Source organism: Bradyrhizobium sp. CCBAU 11434, assembly GCF_028128895.1.
Lineage (GTDB): Bacteria > Pseudomonadota > Alphaproteobacteria > Rhizobiales > Xanthobacteraceae > Bradyrhizobium > Bradyrhizobium zhengyangense.
Genome location: NZ_LBJX01000102.1, coordinates 474,530 through 494,937, shown reverse-complemented (window position 1 = coordinate 494,937; position 20,408 = coordinate 474,530). Strand labels below are relative to the sequence as shown.

The 20,408-nt window shown below is 63.3% G+C and carries 16 protein-coding genes; 8 read left to right on the top strand and 8 right to left on the bottom strand.

What is annotated here, in order from left to right; genetic code table 11:
- Positions 1 to 10 precede the first annotated feature (10 nt).
- The 6 genes from XI06_RS39520 (at position 11) to XI06_RS39495 (ending at position 7,388) form a co-directional block, all read left to right on the top strand.
- Positions 11 to 1,561, top strand: coding sequence for an AMP-binding protein (locus XI06_RS39520; protein WP_237860274.1), 1,551 nt, complete (start codon positions 11 to 13; stop codon positions 1,559 to 1,561).
- A 345-nt stretch (positions 1,562 to 1,906) separates the two neighbouring features.
- Positions 1,907 to 3,505 (top strand): ABC transporter substrate-binding protein, encoded by a 1,599-nt coding sequence (locus XI06_RS39515; protein ID WP_271607778.1) that lies wholly within the window; start codon positions 1,907 to 1,909, stop codon positions 3,503 to 3,505.
- A gap of 42 nt (positions 3,506 to 3,547) precedes the next feature.
- Positions 3,548 to 4,495, top strand: a complete 948-nt coding sequence (locus tag XI06_RS39510) for an ABC transporter permease (protein WP_237860278.1) — start codon at positions 3,548 to 3,550, stop codon at positions 4,493 to 4,495.
- 9 nt (positions 4,496 to 4,504) lie between these two features.
- The gene (locus tag XI06_RS39505) at positions 4,505 to 5,398 is read left to right on the top strand and encodes an ABC transporter permease (protein WP_237860281.1); all 894 of its coding nucleotides are present in this window, start codon (positions 4,505 to 4,507) and stop codon (positions 5,396 to 5,398) included.
- A complete protein-coding gene (locus XI06_RS39500) occupies positions 5,398 to 6,405 on the top strand; it encodes an ABC transporter ATP-binding protein (RefSeq protein WP_237860284.1) in 1,008 nt (335 codons plus the stop codon). Before XI06_RS39505 ends, XI06_RS39500 begins: the two co-directional genes overlap by 1 nt.
- On the top strand, positions 6,402 to 7,388 hold the full coding sequence (locus XI06_RS39495; RefSeq protein WP_237860287.1) for an ABC transporter ATP-binding protein: 987 nt from the start codon (positions 6,402 to 6,404) through the stop codon (positions 7,386 to 7,388). Before XI06_RS39500 ends, XI06_RS39495 begins: the two co-directional genes overlap by 4 nt.
- Here the strand turns inward: XI06_RS39495 and XI06_RS39490 are convergent.
- From XI06_RS39490 to XI06_RS39455, 8 genes are all read right to left on the bottom strand, one after another.
- Positions 7,360 to 8,163: a hypothetical protein gene (locus tag XI06_RS39490; RefSeq protein WP_271607777.1), complete on the bottom strand. Its 804-nt coding sequence runs from the start codon at positions 8,161 to 8,163 to the stop codon at positions 7,360 to 7,362. The genes XI06_RS39495 and XI06_RS39490 overlap by 29 nt on opposite strands.
- 235 nt (positions 8,164 to 8,398) lie before the next feature.
- A complete protein-coding gene (locus tag XI06_RS39485; protein WP_271607776.1) occupies positions 8,399 to 10,375 on the bottom strand; it encodes an acetyl/propionyl/methylcrotonyl-CoA carboxylase subunit alpha in 1,977 nt (658 codons plus the stop codon).
- Positions 10,372 to 11,988: an acyl-CoA carboxylase subunit beta gene (locus XI06_RS39480; RefSeq protein ID WP_271607775.1), complete on the bottom strand. Its 1,617-nt coding sequence runs from the start codon at positions 11,986 to 11,988 to the stop codon at positions 10,372 to 10,374. The genes XI06_RS39485 and XI06_RS39480 overlap by 4 nt, the downstream gene beginning before the upstream one ends.
- A gap of 114 nt (positions 11,989 to 12,102) precedes the next feature.
- Complete coding sequence (locus tag XI06_RS39475; protein WP_237872305.1) at positions 12,103 to 12,969, bottom strand: 3-keto-5-aminohexanoate cleavage protein; 867 nt, start codon at positions 12,967 to 12,969, stop codon at positions 12,103 to 12,105.
- Between the two features lie 198 nt (positions 12,970 to 13,167).
- Positions 13,168 to 13,971: a helix-turn-helix domain-containing protein gene (locus XI06_RS39470; RefSeq protein ID WP_271607774.1), complete on the bottom strand. Its 804-nt coding sequence runs from the start codon at positions 13,969 to 13,971 to the stop codon at positions 13,168 to 13,170.
- Between the two features lie 175 nt (positions 13,972 to 14,146).
- Positions 14,147 to 14,803 carry a glutathione S-transferase family protein gene (locus XI06_RS39465; RefSeq protein WP_271607773.1) on the bottom strand — a complete coding sequence of 219 codons (657 nt, stop codon included), beginning with the start codon at positions 14,801 to 14,803 and terminating at the stop codon, positions 14,147 to 14,149.
- Entirely contained in the window at positions 14,800 to 15,966 is a 1,167-nt protein-coding gene (locus XI06_RS39460; RefSeq protein ID WP_237872308.1) for an acyl-CoA dehydrogenase family protein, read from the bottom strand. Before XI06_RS39460 ends, XI06_RS39465 begins: the two co-directional genes overlap by 4 nt.
- 118 nt (positions 15,967 to 16,084) lie before the next feature.
- Positions 16,085 to 17,221 carry an acyl-CoA dehydrogenase family protein gene (locus XI06_RS39455; RefSeq protein WP_237872310.1) on the bottom strand — a complete coding sequence of 379 codons (1,137 nt, stop codon included), beginning with the start codon at positions 17,219 to 17,221 and terminating at the stop codon, positions 16,085 to 16,087.
- A 263-nt stretch (positions 17,222 to 17,484) separates the two neighbouring features.
- Here XI06_RS39455 and XI06_RS39450 point away from each other — a divergent pair, with 263 nt between their 5' ends.
- Complete coding sequence (locus XI06_RS39450) at positions 17,485 to 19,035, top strand: acyl-CoA synthetase (RefSeq protein ID WP_237872311.1); 1,551 nt, start codon at positions 17,485 to 17,487, stop codon at positions 19,033 to 19,035.
- Positions 19,036 to 19,122: 87 nt separating this feature from the next.
- Positions 19,123 to 20,343, top strand: coding sequence for an ABC transporter substrate-binding protein (locus XI06_RS39445; protein ID WP_237872313.1), 1,221 nt, complete (start codon positions 19,123 to 19,125; stop codon positions 20,341 to 20,343).
- The last annotated feature ends 65 nt before the right edge of the window (positions 20,344 to 20,408 follow it).

Sequence of the window (20,408 nt, the reverse complement as noted above, 5' to 3'; positions counted from 1 at the left end):
CGGAGGACTGATGTACCCAGGTCTGCATGCCCGCCTGCGCCCGCTGCAACCCGCCTTCATCATGGCGGCGACCGGCGAGGCGGTCACCTATCGCGAACTCGATGCGCGCAGCAATCGCCTGGCGCATCTGTTTCGTAAGCATGGCCTGAAGCGGCTCGATCACTACTCGATCTTCATGGAGAACAACTCCCGGTATCTCGAAGCCTGCGCCGCGGGCGAGCGGTCCGGCCTGTACTACACCTGCATCAACTCCTTCCTGACGCCGGGCGAACTCGCTTATCTCCTCGTCAACAGCCAGTCGAAGATCCTGATCACATCAGTGGCGAAGCTCGACATCGCGCGCGAGGCGATCCAGGCTTGCCCCGACGTCAAGCTCTGCATCGTCGCCGACGGCCCCGGCGAGAGCGATCGCATTGTGGGCCTTGCCGACGTCAACGCGGATCTGCCGAAGACGCCGATCGCGGATGAATGGCTCGGCACTGCGATGCTGTATTCCTCCGGCACGACGGGACGCCCAAAAGGAATCTTGCGGCCACTCCCGGAGGAGCCTCCAAAGCACAATCTGCCGCTGTTCGATTTCCTCACCAAGCTCTGGCACTACCGCGAGGGCATGGTCTATCTGTCGCCGGCGCCGCTCTACCACTCCGCGCCGCAGGCCGCCGTGAATCTCACGATCCGCATGGGCGGCACCGTGATCATCATGGAGCATTTCGACCCTGAACGTTACCTCCAGCTGGTGCAACAATGGGGCATCACCCACACCCAGCTGGTGCCGACGATGTTCTCGCGGATGCTGAAGCTGCCGGAAGAGGTGCGCAAGCGCTACGATCTATCCTCGCTCGAGATCGCGATCCATGCCGCCGCGCCCTGCCCCGCATTGGTGAAGGACGACATCATCAAGTGGTGGGGCCCGATCATCCACGAATATTACGGCGCCACCGAAGGGCTCGGCTTTACCGCCTGCAACAGCGAGGAATGGCTTAGCCATCGCGGCACCGTCGGCAAGGTGCTGCTCGGCGATCTTCATATTCTCGACGAGAACATGCAGCCGTGCCCGACCGGCACGCCCGGCCAGGTCTGGTTCAAGACGGGCTCGCCGTTCGAATATTTCAACGACCCGGAGAAGACGAAGGAGGCGCGCTCGGCCGACGGCAGCATGAGCACGGTCGGCGACGTCGGCTATGTCGACGAGGACCGGTTCCTCTATCTCACCGACCGCGCCACCTTCATGATCATCTCCGGCGGCGTGAACATCTATCCGCAGGAATGCGAGAATTTGCTGATCACCCATCCGAAGGTCGCGGATGCCGCAGTGTTCGGCGTGCCCAATGCCGATCTCGGCGAGGAGGTGAAGGCCGTGGTTCAGCCGATGCCGGGCGTAATGCCCGGCGAGGCGCTCGCCGAAGAGCTGATCGCCTTTTGCGCAAAATCGCTGTCGCGGCAGAAAGTGCCGCGCTCGGTGGATTTCGAGAAGGAATTGCCGCGGCTGCCGACGGGAAAACTGTACAAGCGTCTGCTGAGGGACCGGTACTGGGGCAACAAGACGTCAAGGATCGTGTGAGGCCCCGATGTCGTCCCGGCGAAAGCCAGGACCCATACCCGTGATATGTCGATTTGCAGAAGGTAGCAGTACCAAACGACCAATCTTCGCCAAACATCTCCCTGGGGTAGCGGGTCCTGGCTTTCCGGCGGAGTTTGTTGATGCGACCTCCAACATCTGCACGGGAACCGTGCGTTCGCACCTGCACTCTCACATTGTGAGAGAATCACCCCGCGGCTTTTCGTCATCCGAATTACCAAGACAGTACGAGCCCTTGCCGGTTGCCTCCCTCCACACGGCTCGGCTATCGTCCGGTCAAACAGGCCAAAAGCGGCCCAAGAGACTAATGTCCAGGGAGGACCGAGGATGCGGAGCGTGTGGGCGCTCGCCGCGACGGCGGCGTTGTCTTTGCTGGCGTTTTCGACCACGACATTCGCCGGCGAGCCCAAGCAGGGCGGAATCCTGCGGATGTATCACCGCGACAGCCCGGCGAATGCGTCGATCCTCGAGGGCGCGACCTATTCGGTCAACGTGCCCTTCATGGGCGTGTTCAACAATCTCGTCATCTACGATCAGCACATTGCGCAGAACAGTCCTGATACACTCAGGCCCGAGCTGGCCGAGAGCTGGTCCTGGAGCAGTGACAACAAGAAACTGGCGTTCAAGCTCCGCCAGGGCGTCAAATGGCATGACGGCAAGCCGTTCACGTCGGCCGACGTCAAATGCACATTCGATCTGCTCATGGGCAAGTCGCAGCAGAAGCTTCGGCAGAATCCGCGCAAGGCCTGGTACAGCGAGGTCGACGACGTCACGCCAAACGGCGACTTCGAGATCTCCTTCAACCTGAAGCGGCCGCAGCCCTCGCTGCTGGCGATGCTCGCCTCCGGCTATACGCCGATCTATCCCTGCCATGTCTCGCCGGCGGACATGCGCACCCATCCGATCGGGACCGGGCCGTACAAATTCGTCGAGTTCAAGGCCAATGAATCGATCAAGCTGACGCGGAATCCGGACTACTGGAAGAAGGGCCTGCCCTATCTCGACGGCATCGAATACACGATCATCCCGAACCGCTCGACGGCGATTCTCGCCTTCGTCGCCGGCAAGTTCGACATGACTTTCCCGACGCATATCACCATCCCGCTGCTCAAGGACATCAAGTCGCAGGCGCCGAACGCGGTCTGCGTCGTCGAGCCGACCAACGTCTCGACCAACATCATCGTCAATTCGAGCTCGGCGCCGTTCGACAACATCGATATCCGCCGCGCGATGTCGCTGGCACTCGATCGGAAGGCCTTCGTCGATATCCTGTTCGAGGGTCAGGCCGACGTCGGCGGCACCATGCTGCCGCCGCCGCAAGGCATCTGGGGCATGCCCAAGGACAAGCTCCAGACCATTCCGGGTTACGGTCCGGACGTGAACGCGAACCGCGAGGAAGCGAAGAAGCTGATGCAGAGGGCCGGTTACGGCCCCGACAAGCATCTCGCCGTAAAGGTTTCGACACGCAATCTCGCGGAATATCGCGATCCTGCGGTGATCCTGATCGACCAGCTCAAGAGCATCTATATCGACGGCGAACTCGATGTCGTCGAGACTGCGAACTGGTTCCCGAAGGTCGCGCGCAAGGACTACATGCTCGGCCTCAATTTGACCGGCAATTCCGTCGACGATCCGGACCAGTCCTTCTACGAGAACTATTCCTGCGGTTCGGAGCGGAACTACACCAATTACTGCAACAAGGAGATCGAGAAGCTGTTCGACGTGCAGTCGCAGGAGATCGACACGAACAAGCGCAAGCAACTGGTCTGGGACATCGACAAGAAGCTGCAGGAGGACGTCGCCCGCCCGATCATCTTCCACGCACGGGCCGGCACCTGCTGGCAGCCTTACGTCAAGGGGATCACGATCATGTCGAACAGCTCCTATAACGGATTTCGCTACGAGGACGTTTGGCTCGACAAATAGTGCGACAGGCTGAAGACTAGCGGCTCGACAGGAGAGCACGGGATGTTTGCCTATCTGGTGCGGCGCCTGTTGCTGATGCTCGTGACCCTGTTTGGGATCTCGATCGTCATCTTCTTCCTGTTGCGCATCGTTCCCGGCAACATCGTCGACATCCTGTTCGCCGCGGCCGGCTATGTCGATCCCGCCGACAAGGTCGATCTCGAGAAGCAGCTCGGCATCGACCAGCCGCTGGTGGTGCAATATCTGCACTGGATCGGCGGCTTGCTGCATGGCGATCTCGGTTACTCCTATGTCTCGGAGAAGCCGGCGCTGCAGGAGATCCTGCCGCGAATCCCGATCACCGCGCGGCTCGCCGGCCTCGCATTGCTGTTCTCGGCTTCGATCGGCATTCCGCTTGGCGTCATCAGCGCGGTCAAGCAGGGCTCACGGATCGACTACGCCTTGCGCGTGGTGAGCCTGAGCGGATTGTCGCTGCCCTCGTTCTGGCTTGGCCTGCTGGTTCTGACCGCGTCTGTCGCCATGTTTGGGCAGATGCCGATCTTCAATCCCAATCCGCAGAGTCTTGGCGAGGCATTCGCAACCTATTGTATCCCTGCGATGGTGGTCGGTTTCCGCAGTTCAGCGCTGACCATGCGGATCACGCGATCCTCGATGCTTGAGGTGCTGCGGCAGGACTATATCCGCACCGCCCGCGCCAAGGGTGCCTCCGACGCCGCGGTGAACTATCACCATGCGCTGAAGAACGCGATTCTGCCGGTCATCACCGTGATCGGCATCGAGGCGGCGTTCCTGATCGGCGGCCTCATTGTCACCGAGACCGTGTTCAATATCCCGGGCGTCGCCCGCTTCCTGGTCGAGGCGATCCGCTGGCGCGATTATCCGATCGTGCAGAACCTCGTGATGCTGATTGCCGTCGTGGTGGTGAGCGCGAATTTCATCGTCGACATGCTGTACGCGGTGTTCGACCCGCGCATCCGGTACACGGATTAGGAGATCAGCTTGGCCGCGATCGACTTCGACGTTGAACTGAGGCGGGCCGGCGCCCATGCGACCGGCGGCTGGCGGCGCGTGCTGTTCCTGGCGCAGCGGCACGTGCTGGGCGCGGCCGGACTGACCATCATGGCGGTGTTCGTGCTCACCGCGATCTTTGCCGATTTCATCGCGCGTTACGATCCCCTGACGGTCGATGCCGCGCACGCGCTGGCGCGCCCGAGTCTTGCCCACTGGATGGGCACGGATTCCTTCGGCCGCGATGTCTTCAGCCGCATCATCCACGGCGCGCGGATCTCGCTCGCGGTCGGGATCGGCTCGACCGCGCTCGGCGGCACGATCGGCGTGATCGTCGGGCTGACCTCCGGCTATCTCTCTGGCTGGGTCGATCTCATCTTCCAGCGCGTCTCAGACATCTTGCAGGCGCTACCGCTGCTGGTGCTGGCCCTGATCATGACGGCCGCCCTCGGCCCGTCGCTGCCGAATGTCATTCTCGCGATTGCCATTCCGCTGATCCCGACCGTGTCGCGCGTCACCCGCGCCAACACGCTGGCGCTGCGCGAGCAGCCATTCGTGGAAGCCGCGAAATCGATCGGCATGAGCGAGGTGCGCATCGCGCTGCGCCACGTGCTGCCGAACACGCTGGCACCGTTGATCGTGCTCGCCACCGCTCAGCTCGGCTCGACGATCCTCACCGAGGCCTCGCTCTCCTTCCTCGGCCTCGGTATCCCCGAGCCTTATCCGTCATGGGGCCGCATGCTCTCGGAGTCCGCCGCCGAATATGTCCGCACCGCACCGTGGCTGGTGATCTTCCCGGGCATCGCCATCAGCCTCGCTGTATTCGGTGCAAACCTGTTCGGCGACGCCCTGCGCGACATCCTCGATCCCCGGCAGCGCGGCTGATGGCTGATACCTCCGATCTCGTGCTTGACGTGAAGAACCTGAAGACCGTGTTCTTCACCAATTCTGGCCTCTTCAAAGCCGTCGACGATGTCTCCTTCACCGTGAAGCGCGGTGAGACGCTGGCCATCGTCGGCGAATCCGGCTGCGGCAAGAGCGTCACCGCGCTGTCCCTGATGCGGCTGGTGTCCGATCCGCCCGGTCGTATCGTTGGTGGCTCGATCATGCTCGAAGGCACCGATCTGCTGGCGCTGGACGAAGCGGCGATGCGCAAGATCCGCGGCAATCGCATCTCCATGATCTTCCAGGAGCCGATGACATCGCTCAATCCTGTCATCCGCATCGGCGATCAGATCGTCGAAGCTGTGCGGCTGCATCGGAACTTGTCGACCAAGGAGGCGCGTAACATTGCGGTCGAGATGCTGCACCTGGTGCGCATCCCCGAGCCGGCGCGGCGCGCGCGCGAATATCCGCATCAACTCTCCGGCGGCATGCGTCAGCGCGCGATGATCGCGATGGCGCTGGCATGCCGGCCGGCGTTGCTGATCGCGGACGAGCCGACCACCGCGCTCGACGTCACCATCCAGGCGCAAATCCTGGCCCTGATCCTCGATCTGCAGAAAGAGCTTGGTACCGGTCTCGTGCTGATCACGCACGATCTCGGCGTCGTCGCGCAAACCGCGCAGCGCGTGATCGTGATGTATGCGGGACGGAAAGTCGAGGAAGCCAGTGTCGAGGCGCTGTTCGCTGCGCCGAAGCATCCCTACACGCGCGGGCTGATGGCCTCGATCCCGGCTGTGCCGGCGTCCGGCGCCGCGGCGCAGGAGCGACTGAACGAAATTCCGGGGACCGTGCCCTCGCTGGTGCGGCTACCCGCAGGCTGCGCTTTCGCGCCACGCTGCAAGCTCGCGGTGAAGCGCTGCGAAGCCGAATATCCGCCGCTGGCCGATTGGGGCGGCGGCCACCTCGCCGCCTGCTGGCGCGCAGCTGACGTGGCGGAGGTGGCATGAGCGAGGTTCTACTCGAGGTCACCGACCTCAAGAAATATTATCCGGTGCGCGCCGGCGTGCTGCGCCGGCAGGTCGGCACCGTGCATTCGGTCGACGGCGTCTCGTTCTCCGTTGGTGCGGGCGAGACGCTCGGCCTTGTCGGCGAATCCGGCTGTGGCAAGTCGACGGTGGCGCGCAGCGTGCTTCGGCTGATCGAGCCGACGTCAGGCCAGATCCGGCTCGACGGCGAAGACATTACCCATCTGTCCAAGACGGCGCTGCGGCCGCATCGCCGCGCCATGCAGATCGTATTCCAGGATCCGTTCGCCTCGCTCAATCCGCGCATGACCGCGGGCGATATCGTCGGCGAGCCGATTGCGGTCCACGGGCTCGCGACCGGCCAGGCACTAGAGGCGCGCGTTGCAAAGCTGTTCGAGCAGGTCGGCCTTCGGCCCGACCAGATGCGCAACTTCCCGCATCAATTCTCCGGCGGTCAGCGCCAGCGCATCTGCATCGCGCGCGCGCTGGCGCTGGGGCCGCGCCTGATCGTCTGCGACGAGCCGGTGTCAGCGCTCGACGTATCGATCCAGGCGCAGGTGATCAATCTCTTGATCGACCTGCAGAAGCAGCACGGCTTCTCCTATCTCTTCATCGCCCACGATCTCGCCGTAGTCGCCCATATCAGCCATCGCGTCGCGGTGATGTATCTCGGCCGCATCGTCGAGATCGCCGACAAGGATGAGCTGTTCCGTAACCCCCGCCATCCTTACACGCAGGCGCTGCTCGCCTCGGTGCCGATCGCCAATCCGTTGGCGAAGAAGCTCGCGCCGCTGGTGGACGGCGACGTGCCTAGTCCCGTCAATCCGCCGCCCGGCTGCGCGTTTCACACCCGCTGCCGGTTTGCGATGGAGCGTTGCAAGACGGAGCGTCCGGTGCTGATGGAGGCGGGTGATGGGCACCAGGTGGCGTGCTTGCTCAATGACGGGACAGGCCGAAGCCAGTAGGCCGCAACGCCCGGATCACCGGCCAGGCCGCCAACGCAGCAGCCAGATGCTTGAGCGTGTGACCCGAGACAAGGTGCCCGGTCGCTTCGAATATGGTCACATCGCCCAGCTCGAAAAGCTTGGCCAGGACATAGAAGACAATCACGCCGCCGAGCGGCACGCCGATCGCGCCGGGCCGCGGCCGCGTCAACGCCAGTCCCACAGCCAGCGCCATGCCGCCGTACTGCACGACCACCCATGGCGTGAGGTTCTCGCGCGCGACCCAGCCCGCGAGCAGGCCGGCAACCATCATCAGCACCAGCACGGCCTCGCCTGCGCGCACACTGATGCGCTCGCTGGCCGCAATGCCGAGAAAGCCAGCGAACGCCACCGCCATGCCGAGACGATCGGCCACGAGCCGTTGCGGCATGTCGGGGTCGAGGTGATAGAAGCCCGAACCCACGCATGTGAGGATCAGTCCAACGAAGAACCAGCTTGCACCCACGGGGGCGTCATTGCCGCCGCGCAGCCGCTCCGTGCCCCAGACACCCATCGCGAGGAAGGCGAGATTACTCAGGACGTCGCCGGCGTTGGGCACACCCAGCCAGGCGCGCGTGTCGACGAAATGCGGGATGTGCCAGCCGGCGGCCGGCAGCGCGGGGGCGAGGAAAGCCGCAAGTCCGAGCACAGAGAGCGCCGCGAGCAGATATTTTTCGCGGACCGTCGGCAGGAGCCGACCAGGCATCGACAGCAGCGGGGCCTCGGTCGCTTGGGCTTGGTCACTTGGGCGCAGCATGCAGGCCTCCGAATTGAACTCCGTTCAATATCAGTAGGACATACTTGAACATTGTTCAATAAGATTCGAGCGCAAACCCAATACGCTTGTATCTTATTGATATTATTTACATTTCTGAGCGAGACGGAGGCGGTCCCGCGGGGTCGGCAAAGCGACTTGTCCGCCGTAGCTCGAGGAGCGAGGCCGGCACGGCGCTTTGCGCCCTTACCCACCCAACGAGCCTGCGTTTGCCGCGCTACTCCGCCCCGATCTCTGCGACAATCCTGCCCGTGGTGACCTGCTCGCCCTCGACGACGTCGATCGCAGCGACGACACCGTCGATGCCGGCCTTGTGGACGTGCTCCATCTTCATCGCTTCCAGCGTCAGCACCGGCTGACCTGATGTGACGCGATCGCCCGGCTTGACCAGCACGGCGACAACGCGGCCGTTCATGGCGGCGCGGACCTTTCCATCGCCGCCGTTGCTTGCCGCTGCTTTGGGCGCAGCGAGCGTCAGATCATTCACCGCGAGCGGGATGCCCCGATGCTGGACGTATAGTCGGTCGCCCTCACGGAGGATTTTTGCGCTGTCCATCACGCCATCATGACGGAAGCGGATGATTTCGGAATCGAGCTGCGCGATCTCGAATCGGTCCTGCCGCGCCCCGGTGGCGACGATGTAGCTGCCATCGCGCTCGCGGGTGACCTCGAGCTCATGCGCGTGGCCGGCGATCTCGATCTTCGCGGGCAGAGGAAACGTCGCCGACAGGCTGCGGCCAGCTCGCCATGCCGGCGCGCGCGGATTGGTGACGTAGAGCAACAGGCCGGCCAGCGCCGCATTGAATGCAGCGTCCGGACGCGGCGCCAGCAGCTCGTCGCGATGCGCACCGATGAAAGCCGTCGTCGCCTCGCCTTTGGCAAAGCCGGGATGACGCAGGCACGAGATCAGGAACGCCTGATTGGTCGTCACGCCAAGCGCCGTGAGCTGCTCCAGCCCGACGATCAGCCGCCCCCTTGCCTCCTCGCGCGTCGCACCATGGCTGACCAGCTTGGCAATCATGGAATCGTAGAACGGCGGGATCTCCGCCCCCGATTGCAGCGCATGCTCGACGCGGATGCCATCAGGCACCTGCCAGCGCGCCATACGGCCGGATTGCGGCATGAAATCCCGCGCGGCATCTTCCGAGCAAAGCCGCACCTCGATCGCGTGACCTGAGAATTTGATGTCCTGCTGCTTCACCGGCAAGGCTTCGCCGCGCGCGACACGCAATTGCAGCTCGACGAGATCGAGACCGGTGATCGCCTCGGTGACGGGATGCTCGACCTGGAGGCGCGTGTTCATCTCCATGAAATAGAATTCGCCGCTGGTATCGAGCAGAAATTCCAGCGTGCCGGCGCCCTCGTAGCGCAGCGCCTTGACGGCAGCGACCGCGACCTCGCCCATCTTCGCACGCAGCTCCGGTGTCACCGCTGGCGACGGCGCCTCCTCGATCAGCTTCTGGTGTCGCCGCTGCACCGAACAATCGCGTTCGCCGAGATGGATGACGTTGCCATGGCTGTCGCCGAACACCTGGATCTCGATGTGCCGGGGATTTTGAATCGCGCGCTCGAGGATGACCGTGCGATCACCGAAAGCCGCCTTCGCTTCCGACCGCGCGCTACGCAGCGCATCCGGAAACGACGCTGCGTCGACGACAAGCCGCATGCCGCGACCGCCGCCGCCGGCGACGGCCTTGATCATCACGGGGAAGCCGATCTTTCCGGCCTCCGAAAGCATAACTTCGTCGCCCTGGTCGGCGCCTTGGTAGCCGGGCACGATTGGCACGCCGGCCTTTTTCATGATCTCCTTGGCGCCGGCCTTGTTGCCCATCGCCTCGATCGCCTGTGGCGACGGGCCGATGAAGATGAGACCGGCATCCTTGCAGGCTTGCGCAAAATCCTCGTTCTCGGCAAGGAAGCCGTAGCCGGGATGCACGGCATCCGCGCCGCTCGCTTTGGCAGCTTCGATGATCGCGGGGATGTTGAGGTAGGATTGCGCCGGCAAGGCCTCGCCGATCCGCACGGCCTGATCGGCCTGCTTGACGTGGAGCGCATCGCGATCCGCGTCCGAATACACCGCGACGACACCAAGACCGAGCTGCCGCGCGCTGCGCATGACGCGCAATGCGATCTCGCCACGATTGGCGATCAAGACCTTGAAGAACGGCCGGTGCTGCACTGATCCGTTCCTCATGGGCGGGCCACTGAAAACTGCATGCGCTGCGGCATGCGTGCATCGCCCTCGCGACAGATCGCGAGCACTTCGGACAGCACCGCGCGGGTGTCGCGCGGATCGATCACGCCGTCGTCGAGCACGCGGGCGCTGGTTGAGAATACGTCCATCTGGCCGTCGAACACGCCGACGATTTGCGCCTTCATGGCGTCAAGCTTTTCCTTCTCGACCGGCTTGCCACGTCGCGCGGCGGCGGCTTCCGTCACGATCGCCATGGTCTCGGCAGCCTGCTCGCCGCCCATCACCGCGGTCTTGGCGTTCGGCCAGGAGAAGCAGAAGCGCGGATGGAAACCGCAGCCGCACATGCCGTAATTGCCGGCACCGAACGAGGCGCCGCAATAGATGGTGATCTGCGGCACCGTCGCAGACGTCACCGCCTGGATCATCTTCGAGCCGTGCTTGATCATGCCGGCCTCTTCATAGGCCTTGCCGACCATATAGCCGGTGGTGTTGTTGAGATAGAGGATCGGCGTGCGGGTCTGGCAGCACGCCTGGATGAAATGCGTCGCCTTGTTGGCGCCGGCAGGATCGAGCGGGCCGTTGTTGGTGATGATGCCGATCGCCTGGCCCTCGATGCGAGCATGGCCGCAGACGGTGGCCGGGCCGTAATTCGGCGCCATCTCGGTGAAATCGGAATCATCGATGATGCGCGCGATCACCTGCTTCATGTCGACCGCACGCTTGTGGTCCATCGGCATGATGCCGAGCAGATCGTCCTGGTCGTAGCGCGGCGGCTTGAATTGTGCAGCCGCCCTGCCCGGCCGCTCCCATTCCAGCGCGGCCATGATCTCGCGCGCGATGCGCAATGCGTCGCGATCGTCCTCGGCGAGATAGTCGCCAAGACCGGAGATTTGCGTGTGCATCTCAGCGCCGCCGAGCTCTTCCTCGGTCGCGATCTCGCCGGTCGCGGCCTTCAGCAGCGGCGGCCCCGCAAGGAAGGCACGGGTGCGGCCGCGCACCATGACGATGTAATCGGACAAGCCGGTCTGGTAGGCGCCGCCGGCTGTGGACGAGCCGTGCGTCACGGTGACGACGGGCAGGCCGGCCGCCGAAAGGCGCGCGAGATTACGAAAGATGTTGCCGCCGCGGACAAAATCCTCGACGCGGTAGCGCAAGAGATTGGCGCCGGCGCTTTCGACCAGCTGGACGTAAGGCAGCTTGTTTTCCAGCGCGAGCTCCTGGACCCGCAGCGTCTTGTCGAGGCCGTAGGGCTGCAGCGCGCCGGCATCGATGCCGGAATCGCTGGCGCTGACCATGCAGCGGATACCCGAGACAAAGCCGATGCCGGCGATAACGCCACCGCCAGGCACGCTCTTGCTCGCGTCCGGCACGTCGAACATGTAGCCGGCGAGCGTCGACAGCTCGATGAAGGGCGTGCCGGGATCGAGCACCAGCGCGACGCGCTCGCGCGGCAGCAGCTGGCCCCGCTTGTGGAACCGTTCTTTCGCTCCGGCCGACGCTGCACGCGTACGCTCTTCCAGCGCCCGCATGCGGTCGATCAGGCCAAGCATGCCGTCGCGGTTGGCGTGGTAGCCGGCGTTGCCTGGGGAAATGGTATTTTCGAGAATGGACATGATTCTATCCTACCCGTCATTGCGAGGAGCGAAGCGACGAAGCAATCCAGGAATGTATCTGCGGAGGCAGTCTGGATTGCTTCGCTTCGCTCGCAGTGACGGCTGAGGCTACAATTACCTGCTCGTCCCAAAGATCTTCCGCGCTTCGGCCGGGCTCGCGATGTCGCGGCCGGCGCGGCGGGCGCAGGCGGCGATGGCTTCGATCAGCTGGCCGTTCGACGTGACCTTTTTGCCGTCGGCGAGATAGAAGGCGTCCTCCAGGCCGGTGCGCAAGTGGCCCCCGAGTTCGGCGCAGCGCTGGTGCAGCGGCCAGATTTCTTCGCGGCCGATGGCCGTGACCTGCCAGTGCGCCTCGGGGCGCTTCAGCTTGAGCAGGATCGGCAGCAGTTCGGGATCGGCAGGCATGCCGGAAGCGACGCCCATCACGAAGTTGTATTCGAGCGGCCCTTTGTACATGCCGACCTGGTGGTACATGCCAACGCAACGGACGATGCCGACGTCGAAACATTCGAACTCGGGGATGGTGCCGACCGCGTTCATGACGTCGAGATAGTCCTTCACCTTCTCGACCGCGTTGTCGAACATCATCGGCGGCCAGGCCCAGGTGTTGTCGGCCTTGACCTTCAGGTAATTCAGCGAACCTGCATTGCAGGCGGCGATCTCCGGCCTGGTCTCACGGATGCAGTCGAGCGCGCCGGAATAGTTGGGCCCTGACACGCCGGAGGTGTGGTTGATGATGACGCCGGGGCAGGCCTCGCGGATCGCCTGCTGGATCTCCCTGCTGACGCTGACGTCCCAGGACGGCAGATGCCCCTTGTTCGGCGCCTGCTGGCGCAGATGGATGTGCATGATGGACGCGCCCGCATCGAACGCAGCCTTGGCCTCGCGCGCCATCTGCTCGGGCGTCACCGGCACATTGTGCTGCTTGGGGTCGGTGAGCACGCCGTTCAGGGCGCAGGTGATGACGGCCTTGTCGCTCATGCCACAGATGTCTCGTAACGTTGATTTCAACGCTGCGATCATGTGATGCGCGGCATGCGGCTTCTTGCGCGGAGAAGCTAGCTAAAGACGAGCTATCGTAGGGTGGACAAAGCGAAGCGTGCCCACGATCTTTGCCAAATTGCCGAGAGGTGGTGGGCACGGCGCAAGAGCGCCTTTGCCCACCCTACGACACCGGCGCTAGCTCGCCTCCGCGAGCTCCCGCACCGTCTCGGTGCTGCGATAGATCGCAAGATCCCGCGACCCGACGAAGATCGCGCGTGGCTTCAAGCCGTAGAAGCGGCGGATCGAGTGGCTGAAATGCGTGGAGTCGGGATAGCCGATGTCCTGCGCGAGGTGGGCGAGGTTGAGGTCCTGGTTGGCGAAGTGCAGCAGGTGCCGAGCGCGCTTCCAGGCGCGGAACGAGCGGAACGAGATGCCGGTCTCCTCCTTAAACAGATGCAGGAAGCGCGAGGCGGAGAGACCTGCTTCCGCCGCGCATGTATCTGCCGTCACCGGCTCGCCCGAAAAGCGCCCGATGCGGGCGACCGCACGTATGACCCGCGGGTCAAGCGCGCGGCGCGGCAGCGCTTCGCCAAAACACATCTCGTCGAATTCGGCGGTGGTGATGTCGTTATAGCGACGCTGGCGCAGCAGCGCGTAAGCAGCGAGGATCTTGCGGGCATAGATAGCCCTGTCCGGGCCGGTCAGGCGCTCGGCCAAGGCCTCGATCACGCCGTCGGGCATGCTTTCCGGTTCGAGAGTCACGCTGATTGCAGTGCGATAGTCGCTGGCGATGGAGTGCCGCTGGTTTGGTAGCGTGACGAACAGCTCAGCCGTGGCGAGCACATCGTCGATGGTCATATGCAGGCTGCCTTTCACCGCGACATAGACGTGGCAGCAACCTGGGGTTCGCTTGCGGGGCCTGCCGAGCAAGCCGGCGTAGAAGACCCGCTCCGGCGTGATCAGCATCAAATGGTCGGATTCGCGACCTTTATCTTCCATGGGGGTCCTCCTCGCGCGGCTCTATGGCCACTGCGGACGGAGTTCACCTTAGCGGAAATTTGGGCCCTGTCACGACGAGGTAGCGCTGTCATCGCGTGCAAAAGATTACCATTCCGGGACGACGATCAGTCGCACCCGGAACCGCGATGAGACCGCAGTCCATCCTGCGGAATGTTTACGCCCTTAAGCGCGGCGCAACATTCTGTTCGGTGCCGGCCTTCTGCTCCGCAGCAACCGCGCGCTTGAAGCCGTCGCGCTGCTGCAGGCGAGCCCAATAAGCTGCGACATTCGGCCCGAAATCCTTGGCAAGGCCAATATTGTCGGCAAGGCGAAGTGCGTAACCGATGACAATGTCAGCGGCGGTAAAGCGGCCCGCGCACAAGGCATCAGTATTGGCGGTCGCGGCCTCGACGGCGCGCAGCCGCCCCAGGAACCACTTTGCGTAGTCGGTGGCGACCTGCGGATTGCGGCGCTCCTCCGGCTCGAGCTGGGTGTAGCGGAGCACCAGCGTTTGCGGGAAGGTTAACGTCGCGTCGCTGAAATACATCCAGTTCAGGAAGGCGCCATAGGTGGGATCCTCCGGGCCGACCATCAGCGGCGTCGGGCCATATTTGACGCCGAGATAGTGGCAGATGCCGGATGATTCCGTCATCTTGGTCTCGCCGTCGACCATGAAGGGAATCGTGCCGAGCGGATTGAGCGCGAGATATTCCTTGGCGAAGACCCGCGGAGGGAACGGCAGCATCTTCAATTCATACGGCAGCCCCATCTCCTCCAGCATCCAGAGCGGACGGAACGAGCGCGCGGCGTCGCAATGATAGAGCGTGATCATGAAGCATTCCCTTTGCTGCCGGGCAGCGTCCCCATCATCTTGCACAGGACCATCAGCATGACCTCGTCGGCGCCGCCGCCGATCGAGGTCAGGCGGCTGTCGCGGTAGGCGCGGCTGACCGGCGTCTCGTTGGTAAAGCCCATTCCGCCCCAATATTGCAAGCAGGCGTCGGTGAGCTCGCGGCCGAGACGGCCGGCCTTCAGCTTGGCCATGGTCGCAAGCCGCGTGACATCCTCGCCGGCGACAAGCTGCTCCGCGGCGCGATAGATCAGCGCACGCAGCAGCTCGACCTCGGTCTGCATCTCCGCAAGCTTGAAGTGCACGACCTGGTTGTCGAGGATCGACTTCCCAAACGCCTTGCGGTTGCGGGTGTATTCGATGGTCTCGTTGATGATGTATTCATGCGCTTTGAGGCAGGCCGCCGCGCCCCAGAGCCGTTCCTCCTGGAACTGGATCATCTGGTAGGTAAAGCCCTGGCCCTCTTCGCCGATCCGGTTGCGCTTGGGTACGCGGACGTTGTCGAAGAAGATCTGCGCGGTATCGGACGAGCGCATGCCCATCTTGTCGAGCTTGCGGGCGACGGTGACGCCCTTGCTCTTCATGGGCACGCAGATCAGCGATTTGTTCCGGTGAACGGGGCCGTCGCCGGTGTTGGCGAGCAGGCAGATCCAGTCGGCCTGGGTGCCGTTGGTGATCCACAGCTTGCCACCGGTGATGAGATAGTCGTCGCCGTCAGAGCGCGCGCTGGTCTTGATCGAGGCGACGTCCGAGCCTGCGCCGGGTTCGGAGACGCCGATGCAGGCGACATAGTCGCCTGAGATCGAGGGGCTGAGGAATTCGCGCCGCACCTCGTCCGAGCCGAACCGTGCCAGCGCCGGCGTCGCCATATCGGTCTGCACCCCGATCGCCATCGGCACGCCGCCGCAGGTGATCGCGCCAAGCTCCTCCGCCATCATCAGCGCATAGGAGTAATCGAGGCCGGAGCCGCCGAACTCGACCGGCTTGTTCAGTCCAAGGAAGCCGAGGCTGCCCATCTTCTTGAACAGCTCATGCGCCGGGAAGATGTCGGCCTTCTCCCAGTCATCGACGTGAGGATTGATCTCGTTGGCGATGAATTTCTGCAGCGAGCGGCGGATGTCGTCGTGGTCGGCGGTAAATAGCATTTTGTCCCTTTTGTCATTCCGGGGCGCGCAACGCGCGAACCCGGAATCCAGAGATGAGTCCTACAATATCGAGATTCCGGGTTCGACGCGTCGCGTCGCCCCGGAATGACGGTGAGAATCATAACCCCATCTGCCGGCTGGCAAGATCCTTCATGATCTCCTCAGTGCCGCCGCCGATGGCGTTGACCTTGACCTCGCGATAGATGCGCTCGGCCTTGATGCCGCGCATGAAGCCGGCGCCGCCAAAGATCTGCACGGCTTCCGAGGCGCAGAACGCCATGGTCTGGGTCGCCTGGTTCTTCATCATGCAGATTTCAGCCACCGGGCTCTCGCCCTGCCCGAGCCGCCAGGCCAGCATTTCCAGCATCGCCTGAGAGGCTGCGACCTTCTGCGCCATGTCGACGATCTTGTGCCTGATGACCTGGTGCTGCGCGAGCGGCTTGCCAAACGTCTTGCGTTCCTTGGCATAGGCGACGGCTTCATCGAGACAGACGCGCGCGAACGCGGTGCAGCCCGCTGCCATGCCCATCCGCTCACTGTTGAAGTTCTGCATGATGATCTTGAAGCCCTGCCCTTCCTCGCCGATCAGGTTCTCGGCCGGCACGCGGCAGTCATCGAAATGCAGCGTCGCGGTGTCGGAGGCCCACCAGCCCATCTTCTTGAGCTTTGTCCGCGACAGGCCCGGCGTGTCGCCCTCGATCAGGAGCAGGCTGACACCGCCGGCGCCCTCGCCGCCGGTACGCACTGCAACGGTCAGATAATCGGCGCGTATGCCCGAGGTGATGAAGGTCTTCTCGCCGCTCACGACGTAGTGATTGCCGTCGCGCAGCGCCCTGGTTCGGAGGTTCGCGACATCGGACCCACCGCCCGGCTCGGTGATCGCGAGCGCGGAAATCTTCTCCCCTGCCAGCACCTGCGGCAGCACGCGTGCCTTGACCTCCGGCCGCGCCGCGCGGGCGATCGGCGGCGAGCCGATGGTGTGGCTCATCAGGCTGGCGCTGACGCCGCCGGCGCCTGCCCGCGCCAGCTCCTGGCTCGCCACGATCTTCATGAACTGGTCGGCGGCGATCCCGCCATATTCCTCGGGAAATCCGAGCCCCAGCAGGCCGATCTCGGCCGCCTTGCGATAAAGCGCGCGGGGAAATTCGCCGGCTTCGTCCCATTCATGCGCGAACGGGGTGATCTCCTTGTCGACGAAGCGGCGCATCATTTCGCGGAAAGCGTCGTGCTCGGCGGTATAGAACGGGCTCTTCATTGCGTTTTCGCTTTCGACCACTCCTGCCGTTCCACCATGGCTGGAACATTGGCAGCTCACTTGCGCGGAGTGGCTGGCTTCGCCGAGACGGCTCGGAGCAGCCGTGATCTAGCAACTCAACGCAAGACGATTTTCACCCCTCGCAGGCCAACTCCAAAAAAAAAAGACTGCTGCACAAACTCCGGCTGGCCTCCCAGGGCCATGCCGAGCATGGTGCACAGCAATAAGGTTCGGGCGGCACGAGATCGCCAAGGGAGAGAGAGTTGGCCGTTCGTTACTACGACTGGATCGCTCATCATGCCCGCCGCGCACCTAACAAGGTCGCGGCCATCGACCTGGCGAGTGAGCGCCGCTTCACCTATTCGGAGTTCGACGGTCGCATCTCGCGCCTGGCTTCGTTCTTGCGTCACTCGCTGAAGGTCTCGCGCGGCGACCGCGTCGCCGTGCTGGCGCCGAACACCACCGATATCCTGGACGTGCAGTTCGCCTGCGGACGCCTCGGCGCCGTCCTCGTGCCGCTGAACATCCGCCTCACCATTCCCGAGCTTCAGTTCATCGCCGGCGATTGCGCGCCTGACGTGATGATCTACGACACCGAACTGGCCGAGACAGCACTCACCGTGGCAAAGCTCTGCAACGTCGCGACCAGCCTGCCGCTCGGCGCCGGTGGAGCCTACGAAGCCAGCATCGCCGCCGCAAAGCCGCTCGATCGCACGGAGGAGGTCACGCTCGATGATATCTCGACCATCATGTACACGTCGGGCACGACGGGCCATCCTAAGGGTGCGACCATCACGCATGGCATGACCTTCTGGAATTGCATCAATCTTGGCGGCCCCGCCTGCATCGGGCTGTCCTCGGTGGCGCTCACCGTGCTGCCGATGTTCCACACCGGGGGACTGAATTGTTATACCAATCCCGTGCTGCATGCCGGCGGCACCGTGATGATCATGCGCGCGTTCGATCCCGCCGCTGCGCTCGGCCTGATCGACGATCCCGCACGCGGCATCAACGCGTTCTTCGGCGTGCCCGCGATCTACCAGTTCATGGCGCAGCATCCAGCCTTCGCGACGACTGACCTCTCCCGATTGATGGCCTGCGGCGTCGGCGGCTCACCGGTACCGATGCCGCTGCTGAAGGCCTGGGAAGCACGTGGTGTTGCGCTCCAGCAAGGTTACGGCATGACCGAGACCTCGCCGGCCGTGCTGGTGCTCGACCGCGAGGACGCGGCACGCAAGGCCGGCTCTGCCGGCAAGCCGGTGTTGCACACGGAAGTGCGCATCGTCCGCCCCGACGGCAGCGATGCCGATGTCGGCGAGCTCGGTGAGCTCTGGGTCAAGGGGCCGAACATCACGCCGGGCTACTGGAACAGGCCGGAGGCGAACAAGACGTCGTTCACCGACGGCTGGCTGCACACCGGCGATGCGACGCGCGTCGATGAGGAAGGCTTCTACTACATCGTCGACCGCTGGAAGGACATGTATATCTCCGGTGGCGAAAACGTCTATCCGGCCGAGGTGGAGAACGTTCTGCATCAGCTCGCTGCGATTGCCGAGGCGGGTGTCATCGGCATTCCCGATCCGCAATGGGGCGAAGTGGGCCTTGCGATCGTTGCCGTGAAGCAAGGCCAACAGCTAACGGAGGCCGACGTCTTCGCGCATTGCGCCGCTAATCTCGCGCGTTTCAAATGCCCGCGCCAAGTCCGTTTCGTCGACGCGCTGCCACGCAACGCCACCGGCAAGATTCACAAGCCGACCCTGCGCAAGGAATTCTCGGCGGCTTCCGAGGTCGACCAGAAAGTCGCCAACGCCTGATCGAAGCGCCCCTCGCGGGCGCTTTTGCTTTTTCGACGTGCCTGCTCCAACCCAGAAAAATCGCCAAAGAAACACCAAGGAATTTTCATGAACAAGAAACTCTCAATGCTCGCCGCAGCCACCGCATTGACGCTGCTCTCGACCCAGGGCGCTTTCGCCCAGAAGGCGTACGACACCGGCGTCACCGACACCGAGATCAAGATCGGCAATGTCGAGGCCTATTCCGGACCTGCATCCGCCTACGGCGTGATCGGCAAGACCGAGGAAGCCTATTTCAAGATGATCAACGACCAGGGCGGCATCAACGGCCGCAAGATCAACTTCATCTCCTACGATGACGGCTATTCCCCGCCGAAGACGGTGGAGCAGATCCGCAAGCTGATCGAGAGCGATGAGGTCTTCCTGGTGTTCAACGCGCTGGGCACGCCGACCCAGACCGCCGTCCAGAAATATCAAAACTCCAAGAAGGTGCCGCAGCTGTTCCTCGCCACCGGCGCCAGCAAGTGGAACGACCCGCACAACTTTCCCTGGACGATGGGCTTCCAGCCCAGCTACCGGGTCGAGGCGCGGATCTTCGCCAAGTACATTCTGAAGGAGAAGCCGGACGCGAAGGTTGCGATCTTCTATGCCAACGACGATTTCGGCAAAGATTACCTTGCCGGCATCAAGGACGTGTTCGGCGAAAAGGCCTCGAAGCTGATCGTGGCGGAAGAGAGCTATGAGACCTCGGAGCCCTCGATCGACGCCCATATCGTCAAGCTCAAGGACACCGGCGCCGACGTCTTCGTCAACATCTCGACTCCCAAATTTGCTGCCCAGGCCATCAAGAAGATGGCCGAGCTCAGCTGGAAGCCGATGCACCTGATGACCGACGTCTCGGTGTCGATCGGCGCGGTGATGAAGCCGGCGGGCTTCGAGGCTTCGGAAGGCGTGCTCTCGGCCGGCTATCTGATGGATGCGTCCGATCCTCAGTGGAAGGACAACGAAGGCATGAAGAAATTCCTGGCCTTCGTCGATAAATACATGCCCGGCGCCAACATCTCGGACACCAACCTGGTGTACGGCTACGCTGCGGCACAGACCATGGTGCAGGTGCTGAAACAGGCCGGCGACAATCTCACCCGCGAGAATGTGATGAAGCAGGCCGCGAGCCTGAAAGACTTTGTCCCGGATACGCTGATCCCGGGGATCAAGATCAACACGTCGGCCAACGATTTTGCGCCGATCGAACAGCTGAAGATGTGGCGGTTCAAGAGTGGTCAGTGGGAGCTGTTCGGCGACATCATCAGCGCGGAGGTCGGCGGCTAGAGCATGATCCGGAAAAGTGTGAAGCGGTTTTCCGAAACGATCATGCTCAAACAAAGGGCTAAAGC

Bases quoted from the DNA above. Each gene is read 5' to 3' on its own strand.
- XI06_RS39520 (WP_237860274.1), top strand. From the start codon at position 11: ATGTACCCAGGTCTGCATGCCCGCCTGCGCCCGCTGCAACCCGCCTTC.
- XI06_RS39515 (WP_271607778.1), top strand. From the start codon at position 1,907: ATGCGGAGCGTGTGGGCGCTCGCCGCGACGGCGGCGTTGTCTTTGCTG.
- XI06_RS39510 (WP_237860278.1), top strand. From the start codon at position 3,548: ATGTTTGCCTATCTGGTGCGGCGCCTGTTGCTGATGCTCGTGACCCTG.
- XI06_RS39500 (WP_237860284.1), top strand. From the start codon at position 5,398: ATGGCTGATACCTCCGATCTCGTGCTTGACGTGAAGAACCTGAAGACC.
- XI06_RS39495 (WP_237860287.1), top strand. From the start codon at position 6,402: ATGAGCGAGGTTCTACTCGAGGTCACCGACCTCAAGAAATATTATCCG.
- XI06_RS39490 (WP_271607777.1), bottom strand. From the start codon at position 8,163: ATGCTGCGCCCAAGTGACCAAGCCCAAGCGACCGAGGCCCCGCTGCTG.
- XI06_RS39485 (WP_271607776.1), bottom strand. From the start codon at position 10,375: ATGAGGAACGGATCAGTGCAGCACCGGCCGTTCTTCAAGGTCTTGATC.
- XI06_RS39480 (WP_271607775.1), bottom strand. From the start codon at position 11,988: ATGTCCATTCTCGAAAATACCATTTCCCCAGGCAACGCCGGCTACCAC.
- XI06_RS39475 (WP_237872305.1), bottom strand. From the start codon at position 12,969: ATGAGCGACAAGGCCGTCATCACCTGCGCCCTGAACGGCGTGCTCACC.
- XI06_RS39470 (WP_271607774.1), bottom strand. From the start codon at position 13,971: ATGGAAGATAAAGGTCGCGAATCCGACCATTTGATGCTGATCACGCCG.
- XI06_RS39465 (WP_271607773.1), bottom strand. From the start codon at position 14,803: ATGATCACGCTCTATCATTGCGACGCCGCGCGCTCGTTCCGTCCGCTC.
- XI06_RS39460 (WP_237872308.1), bottom strand. From the start codon at position 15,966: ATGCTATTTACCGCCGACCACGACGACATCCGCCGCTCGCTGCAGAAA.
- XI06_RS39455 (WP_237872310.1), bottom strand. From the start codon at position 17,221: ATGAAGAGCCCGTTCTATACCGCCGAGCACGACGCTTTCCGCGAAATG.
- XI06_RS39445 (WP_237872313.1), top strand. From the start codon at position 19,123: ATGAACAAGAAACTCTCAATGCTCGCCGCAGCCACCGCATTGACGCTG.